Annotated in this window: 16 protein-coding genes; 6 read left to right on the top strand and 10 right to left on the bottom strand. The window is 72.1% G+C overall.

Annotation, left to right across the window (positions count from 1 at the left end):
• Positions 1–92 precede the first annotated feature (92 nt).
• From ACFXJ5_RS13710 to ACFXJ5_RS13675, 8 genes are read right to left on the bottom strand one after another with little or no spacing between them, the layout of a single operon-like run.
• Entirely contained in the window at positions 93–872 is a 780-nt protein-coding gene (locus ACFXJ5_RS13710) for an SDR family NAD(P)-dependent oxidoreductase (protein WP_384630550.1), read from the bottom strand.
• Entirely contained in the window at positions 869–1,183 is a 315-nt protein-coding gene (locus ACFXJ5_RS13705; RefSeq protein ID WP_384630549.1) for an NIPSNAP family protein, read from the bottom strand. Before ACFXJ5_RS13705 ends, ACFXJ5_RS13710 begins: the two co-directional genes overlap by 4 nt.
• Positions 1,184–1,200: 17 nt before the next feature.
• Complete coding sequence (locus ACFXJ5_RS13700; protein WP_384630548.1) at positions 1,201–2,148, bottom strand: fumarylacetoacetate hydrolase family protein; 948 nt, start codon at positions 2,146–2,148, stop codon at positions 1,201–1,203.
• Positions 2,149–2,160: 12 nt separating this feature from the next.
• Entirely contained in the window at positions 2,161–3,093 is a 933-nt protein-coding gene (locus tag ACFXJ5_RS13695; RefSeq protein ID WP_384630547.1) for a VOC family protein, read from the bottom strand.
• Between the two features lie 2 nt (positions 3,094–3,095).
• On the bottom strand, positions 3,096–4,100 hold the full coding sequence (locus ACFXJ5_RS13690; protein WP_384630546.1) for an amidohydrolase family protein: 1,005 nt from the start codon (positions 4,098–4,100) through the stop codon (positions 3,096–3,098).
• Positions 4,097–5,221: an FAD-dependent oxidoreductase gene (locus ACFXJ5_RS13685; RefSeq protein WP_384630545.1), complete on the bottom strand. Its 1,125-nt coding sequence runs from the start codon at positions 5,219–5,221 to the stop codon at positions 4,097–4,099. Before ACFXJ5_RS13685 ends, ACFXJ5_RS13690 begins: the two co-directional genes overlap by 4 nt.
• 25 nt (positions 5,222–5,246) lie before the next feature.
• A complete protein-coding gene (locus ACFXJ5_RS13680) occupies positions 5,247–6,209 on the bottom strand; it encodes a cyclase family protein (protein WP_384630544.1) in 963 nt (320 codons plus the stop codon).
• The gene (locus ACFXJ5_RS13675; protein ID WP_384630558.1) at positions 6,206–7,168 is read right to left on the bottom strand and encodes a fumarylacetoacetate hydrolase family protein; all 963 of its coding nucleotides are present in this window, start codon (positions 7,166–7,168) and stop codon (positions 6,206–6,208) included. Before ACFXJ5_RS13675 ends, ACFXJ5_RS13680 begins: the two co-directional genes overlap by 4 nt.
• 93 nt (positions 7,169–7,261) lie before the next feature.
• Between ACFXJ5_RS13675 and ACFXJ5_RS13670 the strand changes: the two genes are divergently transcribed.
• Both ACFXJ5_RS13670 and ACFXJ5_RS13665 read left to right on the top strand, forming a co-directional pair.
• Positions 7,262–8,191 (top strand): LysR family transcriptional regulator, encoded by a 930-nt coding sequence (locus ACFXJ5_RS13670; RefSeq protein ID WP_384630557.1) that lies wholly within the window; start codon positions 7,262–7,264, stop codon positions 8,189–8,191.
• 152 nt (positions 8,192–8,343) lie between these two features.
• Positions 8,344–9,573, top strand: coding sequence for an MFS transporter (locus tag ACFXJ5_RS13665; RefSeq protein ID WP_384630543.1), 1,230 nt, complete (start codon positions 8,344–8,346; stop codon positions 9,571–9,573).
• 17 nt (positions 9,574–9,590) lie between these two features.
• On the opposite strand, the gene ACFXJ5_RS13660 is transcribed toward ACFXJ5_RS13665, so the two are convergent.
• Positions 9,591–10,727: a VIT1/CCC1 transporter family protein gene (locus ACFXJ5_RS13660; protein WP_384630556.1), complete on the bottom strand. Its 1,137-nt coding sequence runs from the start codon at positions 10,725–10,727 to the stop codon at positions 9,591–9,593.
• A 151-nt stretch (positions 10,728–10,878) separates the two neighbouring features.
• Between ACFXJ5_RS13660 and ACFXJ5_RS13655 the strand changes: the two genes are divergently transcribed.
• From ACFXJ5_RS13655 to ACFXJ5_RS13645, 3 genes are read left to right on the top strand one after another with little or no spacing between them, the layout of a single operon-like run.
• Complete coding sequence (locus ACFXJ5_RS13655) at positions 10,879–11,043, top strand: NAD(P)-binding domain-containing protein (protein ID WP_384630542.1); 165 nt, start codon at positions 10,879–10,881, stop codon at positions 11,041–11,043.
• Positions 11,010–11,369 (top strand): hypothetical protein, encoded by a 360-nt coding sequence (locus ACFXJ5_RS13650; RefSeq protein ID WP_384630541.1) that lies wholly within the window; start codon positions 11,010–11,012, stop codon positions 11,367–11,369. The genes ACFXJ5_RS13655 and ACFXJ5_RS13650 overlap by 34 nt, the downstream gene beginning before the upstream one ends.
• Positions 11,366–11,683, top strand: a complete 318-nt coding sequence (locus ACFXJ5_RS13645; RefSeq protein WP_384630540.1) for a DUF4387 domain-containing protein — start codon at positions 11,366–11,368, stop codon at positions 11,681–11,683. The genes ACFXJ5_RS13650 and ACFXJ5_RS13645 overlap by 4 nt, the downstream gene beginning before the upstream one ends.
• A gap of 50 nt (positions 11,684–11,733) precedes the next feature.
• Here ACFXJ5_RS13645 and ACFXJ5_RS13640 read toward each other — a convergent pair whose 3' ends face one another.
• A complete protein-coding gene (locus ACFXJ5_RS13640; RefSeq protein ID WP_384630539.1) occupies positions 11,734–12,189 on the bottom strand; it encodes a MarR family winged helix-turn-helix transcriptional regulator in 456 nt (151 codons plus the stop codon).
• A 113-nt stretch (positions 12,190–12,302) separates the two neighbouring features.
• On the opposite strand from ACFXJ5_RS13640, the gene ACFXJ5_RS13635 reads away from it, so the two are divergent.
• Positions 12,303–13,385, top strand: coding sequence for a substrate-binding domain-containing protein (locus ACFXJ5_RS13635; RefSeq protein ID WP_384630538.1), 1,083 nt, complete (start codon positions 12,303–12,305; stop codon positions 13,383–13,385).
• Positions 13,386–13,646 lie beyond the last annotated feature (261 nt).

Here is a 13,646-nt window from a genome sequence, read left to right as displayed (position 1 = left end):
GCCGCCAGGCTGGGGGACGTCGTTGACTGACGACAACGCCGCGAGCGCTGGTGCCAGGGCACGCGACGCCGCGGAGATCCACAAGACAGGCCCTAAGCGCCGGGGAGCACCATCGACCAGCCGCCGTCGACCACCAGGTTGGCGCCGGTGATGTACGCGGCTTCGTCGCCGGCGAGGAAGACGGCCGCCGGGATCACGTCGTCCGGGGTGCCGAGGCGGCCCAGCGGGATGCTGCCGGCGATGGTCCGCATCGGGTGGTCGGGGGCCAGCAGGTCCTCGCGGGTGCCCTCGGTGTCGATCATGCCGGGGCTGATGCAGTTGGCGCGGATGCCGTACGGGGCGCCCTCGGCGGCGAGTTGGCGGGTGAGGGCGATGACGCCGCCCTTGGTGGCCGAGTGGGCCGCCCGCCGGTTGGTGAGGGAGCCGGTGAGGCCGGCGGTGGAGCCGACGGTGATGATGCTGCCGCGGCCGGCCTTCAGGTGCGGCCAGGCGGCCCGGGCGGACAGGAAGACGGAGTCCAGTTCGGCTCGTACGGTGAAGGTCCAGTCGACGTAGGACTGTTCGTCCACCGCGCCGAAGCGGACCGCGCCGGCGTTGGCGTACAGCACGTCGATCCGTCCGAAGGCCGTGACGGCGCTGTCGGCCCAGGCGCGGACGGAGGCCTCGTCGGTGACGTCGAGCCGCGCCGGGGTGATCATGGTGCCGCCCGCCTCCGTCACCAGGCGCACGGTCTCCTGGGCGGCGTCCTCGTTCACGTCGCCGCCCACCACGAGCGCGCCCTCGGCGGCGAACCGCAGTGCCGCCGCCCGGCCCTGCCCCTGGGCGGTGCCGGAGATCAGGGCGACCTTTCCGGCCAGCCGGCCGCCGGTCATCGCAGCGGGGACGCGTCGGTGGGCGCCAGGGACGTGCCGGTGACGCTCACGAACTGGCTCATGTCGAAGCCCGCCAGGTCCGCCCGGAACTGGGGGCTCGCCATGTACGCATCGTCCCGCTCCTGCGGATCGTCACCGTCGGCGTACGAGACCAGTGCGTGGAGCTGGGGCACCCCCGCCCCGGGAGCGGTCCAGACGCCGTGCGTGGTGATGCCGTGCTTGGCGAGGCTGGGGATGTGCCGGGCCCAGACGTCCTGGTAGGCGGCCAGGCCTTCGTGGGTCCGGAGTGTGTAGACGCGGTGCTGGCACATGGGGCGGGTCCTGCCTTTTATGCGCGGGTCCTCGGGCGGCTGCGGGCGGTGGGGAGGGTGACAGGGGGCGGGCCGGGCACGACGGTGTTGGAGACGGCGCCGAGGGCGTCGGCGGTGAGGGTGACCGTGTCGCCGGGCTTCAGCGGCGGCGGGCTCTGTTCGCCCCGTACGCCCCAGAGTTCGGCGAGGCAGCCGCCGTTGCCGCAGGTGCCGGAGCCGAGGACGTCGCCGGGCATGACGCGGGTGCCCCGGGAGGCGTAGGCGATCATCTCCTCGAAGGTCCAGCTCATGTTGGACAGCAGGTCCTTGCCGACGACCTCGCCGTTGATCTCGGCGGTCAGGGCGAGGCGCAGGAAACCGTCGCCGTCGCGGTACGGCTCCAGCTCGTCCGGGGTGACGAGGTACGGGCCGAGGGTGGTGGCGGTGTCCTTGCCCTTGCACGGGCCGAGACCGACCTGCATCTCGCGGGACTGCAGATCGCGCGCCGACCAGTCGTTGAACAGCGTGTACCCGGCGATGTGGTCGCGGGCCTGCCCGGGGGTGAGGTCGCGGCCCTCGCGGCCGACGACCACCGCGACCTCGAGCTCGAAGTCCAGCACGCCCGCGCCCGGCGGCACGGGCACGTCGTCGTACGGGCCGATCACCGCGTACGGGTTGGTGAAGTAGAAGGTCGGCGCGTCGTACCAGGCCTCCGGGACCCCGGTGGCCCGGTCGATGCTGCGCCGTACGCCCTCGACGTGCTCCTCGAAGGTGACGAAGTCCCTTATGGTGGGCGGGTCCAGCGGCGGCAGCAGCTGTACGTCGGCCAGCGGGACCGGGCCGCCGGTGGGCGGCAGGGCGTCCGGGGCAAGGCCGGAGCGGATGAGAGCGAGCAGCGTGGTGCCCTCGGGGAAGGGACGTACGGTGGCACCGTCGACCAGGCCGCAGTGCTCGCGGCCCTGGTAGGTGTAAGTGGCGAAACGCATGGCGGGCGCCCCTTACACCGGCGGGGCGACGAAGACGCCGCGGTCGACGTCGTTGAAGGACTCCTTGGCGACCAGCTCGTTCATCGCGTTCGCCGTGCCCCATTGGTCGGTGACCTCGGGCTGGGAGAAGTCGTAGACGTGCGGATGCCAGGTGTCCTCGTCCAGTTCCTCCAACTCGGTGGTGTACTCCACCGTGTTGCCGTGCGGGTCGAGGAAGTACGTGAAGGTGTTGTTGCCCGCCAGGTGGCGGCCGGGGCCCCAGATCTTGCGGGTGCCGGCGCGCAGCAGCCGCCCGGTGCCGTACATGTACTCGTCGATGCCGCGCAGCTCGAAGGAGATGTGGTGCAGGGCGGTGTGCGGGCCCTGGGCGATGGCCATGCTGTGGTGCTGGGAGCTGATGCGCATGAAGTGCATCGCCTCGCCCATTTTCGGGTGCATGAGGGTGTCGGAGAGCCGGAAGCCCAGATGCCGCTCGTACCACTCCCGGGTGCGGTTGAGGTCGGGGGAGTTGAGGACGACGTGCGAGAGCCGGACCGGGATGGACTCCTTCTCCTCGATACGGCGGTGCTGCCGGGCGGCGACGTCCGCCGACACCTCGATGGTGCGGCCGTCGACGTCGAAGAACCGGAAGCCGTAGCCGCCGCCGGGGGTGTCGAGCTTGCCGGGCTGCGAGATCAGCCGCACACCGTCGGCCAGCAGCTGCGCGGCGAGGGTGTCCACATCGGCGGGGGTGGCCGCGCCGTACGAGACGAGGTCGAGCCGCTTCTCGTCGGCCTCGCGGAGCCGGACGATGTACTGTTCCGGGCTGCCCTCGGCGGCGAGGAAGGAGATGCCGGAGTCCTCGGCGGTCCTGGTCAGGCCCCAGACGCCGGAGTAGAAGTCGAGCTGCTTGTCGTAGTCCGGCACGGCCAGGTCGACGTGCCGCAGGTGGGTGAGCAGGCGCATGGTCAGCAGTCCTTGAGGAGGAGGGCGGCGGCGTTCGCACCGCGTACGGCCTGGAAGTCGGGGTCGGGCAGACCGGCGTCGCGCAGCGCGGCCAGCGGGTCGTCGGTGCCCATGTCGAAGGGGAAGTCGGAGCCGAGGAGCACCCGGTCCGGGCCTGCGACCCGGATCAACTCCCGTAGGACGTACGGGTCGTGGACGAGGGAGTCGAAGTACAGCCTGCGCAGGTAGCTGCTCGGCTCGTGCGCACAGCCGGCGGACGCGTCGGTGCGGGCCCGCCAGGCGTGGTCGGAGCGGCCGATGTGGGTGGGCAGATAGCCGCCGCCGTGGGCCGCGATCACCTTCAGCGCGGGGTGCCGGTCCAGGACGCCGGAGAAGATCAGGTGGGAGAGCGCGACGGCGTTCTCCGTGGGCTGGCCGACGGTGTTGGACAGATACCAGCGGTCCAGCCGCTCATCGAGCGTGCACCCGAAGGGGTGCAGGAACAGGATCGCGCCGGTCTCCTCCGCCCGCGTCCAGAAGGGTTCGTAGGTCGGATCGGACAGGTCACGCCCCGGCGCGTGCGAGGAGATCTCCACCCCCACCAGCCCTTGCGCGAGCGCGTGGTCCAGCGCCTCCACGGCCAGCGCCGGGTGCTGGAGCGGTACGAGCCCCAGCCCGACGAGCCGGTCGGGGGCATGCGCGCAGTGCGCGGCGGTGCCGGTGTTGGCCAGCTCCCAGACCGTACGGGCCTGGTCCTCGTCCGCCCAGTAGTGGTAGTGCGACGGGGACGGCGAGACGAGCTGTACGTCGACCCCGGCGGCGTCCATCGCGGCCAGCCGGGCCTTGACGTCCGTCAGGCGCGGGATGCGGTCGCGCACCATCGGGCCGCTGACGGCCAGGGCATCGGGGCCGTTGCGCCGGGCGTCGAGCTCGCGGGCGGCGGCGAGCCCGGGCTGTCCGGCGACGGCCGCCTCGAGCTGGGGGAGGAGGACGTGCGCGTGGACGTCCACAGTGGGTGCGGTCGTCACGGGCGCTCCCTCAGCATGGTCATGGTGCGGCCGATCAGGCCGGGCACATCAGCGTCCCGCACCCCCTCCATCAGCCACTGGCCGAGCTGTACGGAGGCGTCCACCACCGTGCGTACGCGGGGAGCGCGGCGCACCTGGTAGGCCGTGAGCACGTCGTCCACCGCACCGCCGGAGGTGAGCAACTCCGCGAGTACGGAGGCGTCCTCCAGCGACATCGCCGCCCCCTGCGCGAGGGTGGGCGGGCAGGCGTGCGCGGCGTCGCCCACCAGCACGACCCTGCCCCGGTGCCAGGGGCCCTCGACCAGATGCCGGTCGAACCAGGTGTAGTTGACCTGCACCGGGTCGGTGATCGACTCGGCGATCTCGGGCCAGAAGCCGCCGTAGCCCGCGGCCAGGCGGCGCATCTCGTCCGCGTAGGAAGCGGGGTCGATGGTGGCGCGGTCCCGCTTGGGCTCGGCCAGGTAGGCGTAGACGGTGTTCTCGCCGGTGGGGCAGTAGCCCGCGATGAAGCAGGGGCCGCCGTAGGCCAGGTCGGTGCGCTCCAGGCCCTTGGGCCGCGGGACGGCGGCGCGCCAGAGGCCCATGCCGGTGGGCTCGGGGCGGTCGGGGACGCCGATGAGGGCGCGGGTGGCTGAGTTCAGGCCGTCGGCGGCGACCACGAGGTCGTAGCGGCTGAAGGCGTCGTCACTGAAGCGGACGTCGACCCCGTCGGCGTCCTGGTGCAGGGTCTCGACGCTGGTGCCGAGCCGCACATCGGCACCGGAGGCGCGTACGGCGTCGATGAGGATGCGCTGCAGCTCCGGGCGCTGCATGCCGACGGTGGCAGGCAGGTCCGGGCCGCCGGTGCGGATGTCCTGCTGGACGTGGAGAACGGTGCCGTCGGTTGCGGTGAGCCCGAGTGTGTCGAAGCCGAAGCCGTGCTCCTGTACCTCGTCCCATACGCCGAGTTCGTGCAGCACGCGCAGGGCGTTGCCCTGGAGGGTGATGCCGGATCCGCGGACGTTCCAGTCCGGCTTGACCTCGACGAGGTCGACGCCGACACCGGCCCTGCGGAGCAGGATGGTGAGGGCGTTGCCGGCGGTGCCTCCGCCGATGACGAGGACGGTGTTGACGCTGGTCATGGCCAACTCCTTTGTTGGTCTCGGCCTACTTGACGGCGATGGGGTTGACCGGTGAGCCGACGGCTCCGGTGATGGGCAGGGGGGCGGCGGTGAGCCAGAACTCGTACACGCCGTCGTCCGCGCAGTCGGCGGCCAGGGCGTCGAGGTCCCACATCTCGCCGATGAGCAGGCCCATGTTGGGGATGGCGACCTGGTGCAGCGGCTGGAAGGCGTGGTCGAACTCGTTGGGCCGCACCTCGAAGCCCCAGGTGTCGGTGGCGATCGCGGCTATCTCGCTCGCGTGCAGCCAGGCCGCCGTGGTGAAGCTCAGCCCCGGCGCCGGGCCGCCCGCGTACTCGCCCCATCCCTCGCGGCGGGCGCGGGCCAGCCGTCCGGTCCGTACGGCGACGATGTCGCCCCGGCCGACGGCCACGCCGTGCGCGGCGGCGGTGAGGGTCAGGTGCTCCTCGGTGATGGCGAATCCGTCCGGCAGTTCGCCGTCCGTGCCGATGACATGGCCGACGTCCAGCAGGACGCCGCGCCCGGCGACGTACGGCGCCATGTGCTCGATGCCGGTGACCAGATCGCCGTCGGAGGTGACGACCTTCTCCGCCGGGCGGCCGTTCCAGGCCTTGCCGTGGTCGAAGATGTGGCCGAGGCCGTCCCACTGGGTGGAGCACTGCAGGGGCATCGCGATCACGTCGTCGGCGCCGCCGATGCCGTGCGGGAAGCCCTGGTTGCCGAGGGCTGCGTCGGTGCCGGTGTCCAGCATGGTGTGCACCGGATTCGTACGCCGCCGCCAGCCCTTCTGCGGACCGTCCATGTCGAACGCCTGCGAGAGCGAGAAGCTGACGCCTCGCCGGACGAGCGCGGCGCCCTCGACGCGCTTGGCGGCGTCGAGGAAGTTCAGGGTGCCGAGCACGTCGTCGTCGCCCCAGCGGCCCCAGTTGGAGTACTTGGCGGCCGCTTCGGCTATCGCCGCCGTGGGGTTGGTGTGGTCCGGGGTCATGATGCCGGCTCCGCGACACATCGGGTGCGCTGGGTGCCGAGCCCGGTGATCGTGCCCTCCATGACGTCGCCGTCGCGCAGCAGCCGCCCCCAGTGGATGCCGTTGCCGGCCGGGCTGCCGGTCAGGACCAGGTCGCCGGGCAGGAGCTGGGCGGTCCGGGAGGCGTACGACACCATCCGGGCCACGTCGAAGAGCATGTCCTTGGTGGACTCGTCCTGCATGGTGTCGCCGTTGAGCGTGAGGGTGACCTGCACGTCGCCCGGGTCGCCGACGGACTCCGCCGGGACCAGCCACGGCCCCAGCGGGGTGAAGCCGGGGGCGTTCTTGGAGCGCAGCCAGTCGGTGCCGATGGCGGGCATGTCCCGGCGGAAGACGGTGGCCCGGTCGGTCAGGTCGTTGGCGATGGTGTAGCCCGCGACGTGCTCCAGGGCCTCCTCCACCGTGACCCGGTGGGCGGCGCGGCCGATGACGGCGGTCAGCTCCAGCTCCCAGTCGGGCTTCTTGACCCAGGCGGGCAGCACCACGTCGTCGTACGGGCCGGCGATCGTCGTCGGCAGGCCGATGAAGACGTACGGCAGGTCCTCGGCGGCACGCCGGTCCATGATCGCGGCGATCTCGGCCCGGGCCTCGTCCTCGGTGCGCGGGTCGTCGGGGGCGCGGTGGGCGACCTCCAGGTCGATCACGTGCTGCCGGTAGTTGGCGCCGGACTGGAAGATCTGCCGGGGCTCCACGGGCGCGTGCACCCGCAGGCCCTCCAGCGGCTGCCAGGCCCCGGCCGGGTTGGCCGCGAGGGCACGCAGGCGCGGCAGCTCCTCGTCCCAGCGCTCCAGGAGCGCCCGGGTGGTCGTACGCAGGTCCAGCACCCTGCCGTCCGGGACCACCAGCCCGGCGGAGGGGGCCCGGCCGGCGGCGGAGAAGGTGCCGAGGGCGAAGAGCCCTGCGAAGAGTTTCACGGAGATGTCCTCCCGATTGCGGTGGCACTAATCTGGCCCTGCACCACACGATCAGGGAAATCGATTCTCTGGATCCCGATCATCCGCGGGGTGAATGAAGTGAACCTGGCCAGCCTGGACCTCAACCTCGTCGTCGCCCTGCGCGCGCTCCTGGAGGAACGCAACGTCACCAGGGCCGGGCAGCGCATCGGACTCAGCCAGCCCGCGATGAGCGCCGCCCTGGCCCGGCTGCGCCGCCACTTCGACGACGACCTGCTCTCCCGCAACGGCGGCCACTACGAGCTGACCGCCCTGGGCCTGGCCCTGCTGGACCGCACCGCCACCGCCTGCGACCTGCTGGAACGGGTCTTCAGCAGCCAGGCGGACTTCGATCCCGCCCGCGAGACCCATGAGTTCACCATCCTGGCCTCCGACTACGCGGTCGCCGTCTTCGGCGCCGAACTCGCCCGCGCCGTGCACACCGAGGCACCGGGCATCCGGCTGCGTTTCCAGCAGCCGCCCGGCGGCATCACCGACAACAGCGCGACACTGCTCAGCACCGCCGACGGGCTCCTCATGCCGCACGGCGTCGTCAGCGGCTTCCCCGCCGTCGAGCTCTTCCGGGACCGCTGGGTCCTCCTGGTCGCCGACGACAATCCGGAGGTCGGCGACCGGCTCACCCTGGACGACCTGCGGCGGCTGCCGTGGGTCACGTACCAGCGCACGTACGACGCCCCGGCCGTCCGCCAGCTGAGCATGCTCGGCGTCGAACCCCGGGTGGAGGTGTCGGCCGACAGCTTCCAGGTGCTGCCCTTCCTGGTCGCCGGGACCCGCCGGATCGCCCTCGTCCAGGAGCTGCTCGCCGAGCGGCTGCGCGGCGTCGCCCCCGTACGGATCATGGAACCACCCTACGAGGCCGTGCCGCTCCAGGAGGCCATGTGGTGGCACCCGGTCCACACCCACGACGCGGCGCACATCTGGCTCCGGGAGACCGCGGCGCGGGTCGGTGCGGAGGTGGCGGGGCCGGAGGCACATCCAGGGCACGGATGATCCGCATCCGGTATATCGATCGGATGGAGACTAGGCAGCGCCGGTTCGCTGACTCATAGTCGACCCAGTCCCGCCCGGCGCTTCCGGGCGGCTCCTCCTGCCGACGGCGCGTCCCCCCCGTCCCCGCTGACACAGCCACGTGGAGTTCCCGCATGCCCGAAACCGTGCCTCCGCCCGCGTCCCCGCCCCCCGTCGTCGCCGACGCGGAGGGCGGGTCCCGCTCCGCGCACCGGCTGCGCGTCACGCTCCTGATGACCGGCAGCTGCCTGCCGATCCTCGGCGCCGTACTGATCGCTCCGGTGCTGCCGAAGATGCAGGACCACTTCGCCGACGTCCCCGGCGCCAAGGTGCTGGTCCCCATAGCCCTCACGGTCCCGGCCCTGTCGCTGGCGCTGCTGGCCCCCTTCGCGGGCGTCATCGTCGACCGGCTCGGCCGCAAGCGCCTGCTCGTCGTGGCCACCGTGCTGTACGCGCTGTTCGGCACCGCCCCGCTGTGGCTGAACTCGCTCGGCGCCATCGTGGCCAGCCGCGCCCTCGTCGGCATCACCGAGGCCGCCATCATGACCTGCTGCACCACGCTGATCGGCGACTACTACACCGGCCGCGTACGGGACCGCTACCTCGCCCTCCAGACCATGTGCGCCTCCGCCTCCGCGACCGCCTTCTTCGTCATCGGCGGCGCGGCCGGATCGGCCGGCTGGCGCGCACCCTTCTGGATCTACGCCGTCAGCCTGCTGCTCGCCCCCGCGATGGCCGCCGTCCTGCCGAAACCCGCACCGGAGGTCTCTTCCTCCCCGAAGGCGGAGGTGCGGCCGTACCCCTGGCGGCAGTTGGCCGGGACCTGCGCGCTGACGGTCTTCGGCGCCCTCGTCTTCTACACCGTCCCGGTGGAGATGTCGTACCTGATGGACGACCTCGGCGTGAAGGCCACCGGCGTGATCGGACTCGCCACCGCCGTCGCCAGCGCCGCCACCGTGGCCGGCGCGATCGTCTTCACCAAGCTGCGCCGGGGCCCGGAGCCCGCGCTGCCGGCCGTCTTCGCCCTGTGCGCCGCCGGGTTCGTGGTGATCGGCTTCGCGGGCAACCCGGTGGTCCTGATCGCCGGCGCCTTCATCTGCTGCCTCGGCACCGGCATCCTCCTGCCGTCCCTGCTCACCCGCGCCATGTCCAAGCTCGACTACGCCGACCGAGGCCGCGGCACCGGCCTGTGGACCGCCTCCTTCTTCATCGGCGAGTTCCTCTGCCCCCTCGTACTCCTCGCCGGGGCCTCCGCCGCGGGCAACCTGGCCACCGCCGTCGGACTCCTCGGCCTCGCCGCCGCCCTCATGGCCGGAGCGCTGCTGCTCCTCGCCCGCCGCCGGCGTCCAGCGAGCCATCGGTAACCCGGCGTCGGGGTCGGTCAGGACCCAGACGTGCCGATCAGCAGGCCCACCGCATACGTGACGCCCGCGGCCAGCGCACCGACCAGCACCTGCCGGACGCCCGAACGCAGCACCGAGCGCCCGTTGAGCGCGCCGATCCCCGCGCCCACGGCGAACATCGCGAGGACGGCCAAGCCGATAGCGGTCAGCAGCGCCGCGGTGCCTGCGCCGATCAGGTAGGGCAGCACCACCACGAAGGCGCCCAGCGCGAACGCCAGCAGGCTTGAGGCCGCAGCAGACCAGGGCGATCCGAGCGCGTCAGGATCGAGGCCGAGCTCCTCGCGGGCGAGCGTGTCCAGTGCCACCGTCCGATCGGCCATGATCTGTTCGGCGACCTCCTCCGCCTCGGCCCGCCCCAGACCCTTGGCCCGGTAGAGCAGAACGAGCTCGGCCTGCTCCTCCTCCGGGTTCTCCTCGAGTTCCCGGGCCTCCAGCGAGATCTCCCGCTCGTACATCTCACGCTGGCTCGACATCGACACGAACTCGCCCGCCGCCATCGAGAACGAGCCGGCCAGCAGCCCGGCGACGCCGGCCAGCACGATCGCGTTGTGCGAGGAACCCGACCCCGCGAAGCCCATGACCAGCGCGGTGTTCGAAACGAGGCCGTCGCTGATCCCGAACACCCCGGCCCGCAGCGCGCCGGAGCGGTCGCCACGGTGCCAGCCCTCGCGGTGCGCGATCTGCTGACGCGGATCGGGTTTGCCGCCCTCCACCAGCTTGGCCAGGGTACGGGCGTGCCCTCGCTCATCGGCGGCCATCCCCGGCGCGGCGTCGGGGTCGCGGTCGTAGACCCCTGCGTCGGCCCGCTCGGCGCGCTCGATCATGGGGAGGATCGTCTGCGTCGACAGCCGCCGCGCGGCTGCGCTCAGAAATCTGGTGCGCAGGCTCGGGCGCCCGGGCGGCGGTACCTCGGCCCCGGCGTCGCGAAGCTTCGCCTCCCAGTGGGCCGCGTGCTTGCGCTCGATGCCGGCGAGCTCTTCGAAGATCTTGCGCCGCTCACCCGACTCGGCTTCGGCGAGCCGCGTGTACAGCTCCTCGGCGTCCCGCTCGCTCGCGAGCAGGTCCCGCCAGTGGCGCCGCCGGTCGGCGTCGGATTCCTGAGCAGCCGCGTTCATCTCCACCTCACCTCACCTCCGCTTCCGAGTCAGCGCTCGTGCCGTGGCCGATCATTCCCGATCCTTGCGGCTGCGGGGCCGGAGCTCTCCGACGAGGACGTGAAGGAGATCCAGGACGGTCAGGGAAACGGCAGCCGAGAGGACAGGAACGATGACCACGATCGGATTCGTCGGCCTCGGGGCGATGGGCGGCCGGATGGCCGGCCGCCTGGTCGCCGCAGGCCACGAGGTGTACGGGACCAACCGCACGGCGTCGAAGGCGGCCGGGCCAAGATCAGCGATGTGTTCGGCGGCCGTGTCGACCCCGACGACGTGAAGGTCGACTACCGCCTCTACGGCCGCGACGCCGTCCTCGGACCACTCGACCCCGATCGCGAGGAGCCCGTGCACGAGCTGGGCGTGCTGATCACCGTCACCGCGCAAACCCAGGAGATCGCCCACGCGGTGGCGACCTTCGTCGCCCACGCCAGCTCCCACCTGCCCGTCCCCGAGTACGGCGGTCTGGCCAGCACGATCGCCTACCCGTTCTCGCCGCCCGAGACCGACCGCGGCCCGGCCTACCGCTTCACCCTCCACCACGTGCTGGTTCCCGACACCCCGCACGAACCCTTCCGTACCGTCCACGAGGAGGTCGCGCCGTGACCCGGCTGCTGGACCTGTGCTCCCTGATCCGCTCCAAGAACGCCGGACCGTTCTGGCTCACCTTCGACTTCGTCGCCAAGGACCAGGCCACGTACGAGCGCCTGCGTGACTCCGGCGTCCTCACCGCGCCGCTCTTCGCCGGGCTCTACGGCATCGCCCCGGCGCACGTCCTGATCGTCCACCACGACCGCGCCCAGGCGGTGAAGGTCTCCTTCCCCCGCCCCGTCCGCCAGGGGGACCTCGACGACTCCGACTCCTACGGCGGCCAGCAGCACGCCCCGCTCATCGACCTCGCCGTCCCCGCGCCGGTCTGAGCCGCAGCGCCGCCCGGACCCCGAACGGGCCAACCGCTGCTGAGCCGGAGTCAGGTGGCCACCTGGGCCGACCCGCCGGCCGGCTGACCGTCCAGGGCGGCGGTGAGCAGGGGGAGGGCCCGGGCGAGTTCGCCGTGGTCGCCGATGGCGTCGAGGAGGCGGGCGTGCTCGGCGTGGACGCGGTGGGCGGCGCGCTGGTGGAGGATGCGGCCTCGGGGGGAGAGGTAGAGCAGGACACGGCGGCGGTCAGCGGGGTCGGGGCGGCGGTAGACGAGGTTGTCGGTGATCATGCGGTCGACGAGCTTGGTCAGCGTGGGCGCCGGCAGCAGCGCGTACTCGGCGATCTCGCTCATCTGATGGCCGCTGCCGTCTGCGGCGATCGACAGGACACGCCACTGCTCCACCGAGCAGTCCTCCTCGGCCAGCACGACGGCGAGGCGCTGGACGAGGCGCCGCTGGGCGTGGCTGAGGAGGTGGGCGAGATCCTGCGACGGTTCGGACGGCATTGCCGGTGTCCTTCCGGTAGGTCTACTGTTCGGACAGATTACGAGCCTCCGCGAGGGTGCTGAGGCAGGGGCCGGAAACCGCGACCCTCCAGGCCCTCACGGAGGTGGTCTTGATGCATCTGGGGCCGCCGGCGCGCTGCGGCGACACGGACGAGACGCTGGCCGTCGCCCTCGTCGTGCCCCTGCACGGGCCGGCCGGGGTCTTCGGGCCGTCCTGTGAGCTGGCCGCGCAGCTCGCCACGGAGGAGATCAACGCCGCGGGCGGCGTCCTGGACCGGCAGGTCCACCTCGTCGCGATCGACGGAGGGGCGCCGCCCGAGCACGTGGCCGCCGAGGTCGAGGCGTTGGTGTCGCTCGGCGCGGTGGACGCGGTGGTGGGCTGGCACACCTCGGCCGTGCGCAAGGCGCTGGCCCCGCGCATCGCGGGACGCGTGCCGTACGTGTACACCGCCCAGTACGAGGGCGGCGAGCGCACCCCCGGCGTGTTCCTCACCGGGGAGACCGACGCGGCACAACTCCTCCCGGCGATGCGGCTGCTGGCCGAAGCCACCGGCGTACGGCGCTGGTGCACGGTGGGCAACGACTACGTCTGGCCGAGGGTGACCGCCGCAGCCGCCCGCCGGTACGCCCGCGCCTGTGGCGGCCGGGTCCGGGACGAGGTCTTCGTGCCGCTCGGGGCGCAGGAGTTCGGGCCGGTGCTGCGCCGGATCGAACGCTGCGAGGCCGACGCGGTGCTGATGCTGCTGGTCGGCTACGACGCGGTGCGCTTCAGCCGGGCGTTCGCCGCGTACGGGCTGGACCAGCGGTGCCTGCGGCTGAGTACGCACATGGACGAGAACATGCTGCTCTCCACAGGCGCCGACGCCACCGTCGGACTGTGGGCCGCGTCCGGGTTCTTCGAGACGCTGGCGACCGCCGAGAGCCTGGACTTCGGCCGCCGCTACGCGAACCGGTTCGGCGTGGAGGCCCCGGTGGTGGGCAGCCTCGGCGAGTCGTGCTTCGAGGGGCTGCGGCTGCTCGCGGCACTGGCCGAGCGAGCCCGGTCGCTGGACGTCGGGGCCATCCGCGGGGCGAGCGGCACCGTCACGTACGAAGGCCCCCGCGGCGCGCTTCGGTTGCGCGGCAACCATCTCGACCAGCGGCTCTATCTCGCCCGGGCGGACGCGCTCGACTTCGACGTCGTCGCCCAACTCTGACCCCCTGCCGGCCAACTGCGCCCCGTCGGTCCGCACTTCCGGGCCTCGCCATTGACATTACCCTGCCCTGGAAATAGTTTCTAGGACAGGGTAATTTTCGTGGATCAAGTACGCCGGACCCGACAGCGTCGTCGGGCGGATACGGCGAATCCACCGTCGGACCGTATGCAATCCGGAAGCCGTCCACGGGGCGGCGAATCCCGGCTCCTGCGGCGTAGAGCAACGCTCCTGACCTGCCATCACCGGTCGATGGGGCTATTG

The organism is Streptomyces sp. NPDC059373, assembly GCF_042751495.1.
Taxonomy (GTDB): Bacteria; Actinomycetota; Actinomycetes; order Streptomycetales; family Streptomycetaceae; genus Actinacidiphila.
Note: the sequence above shows the minus strand (reverse complement) of the source record. Positions and strands in the feature narration are given on the sequence as shown.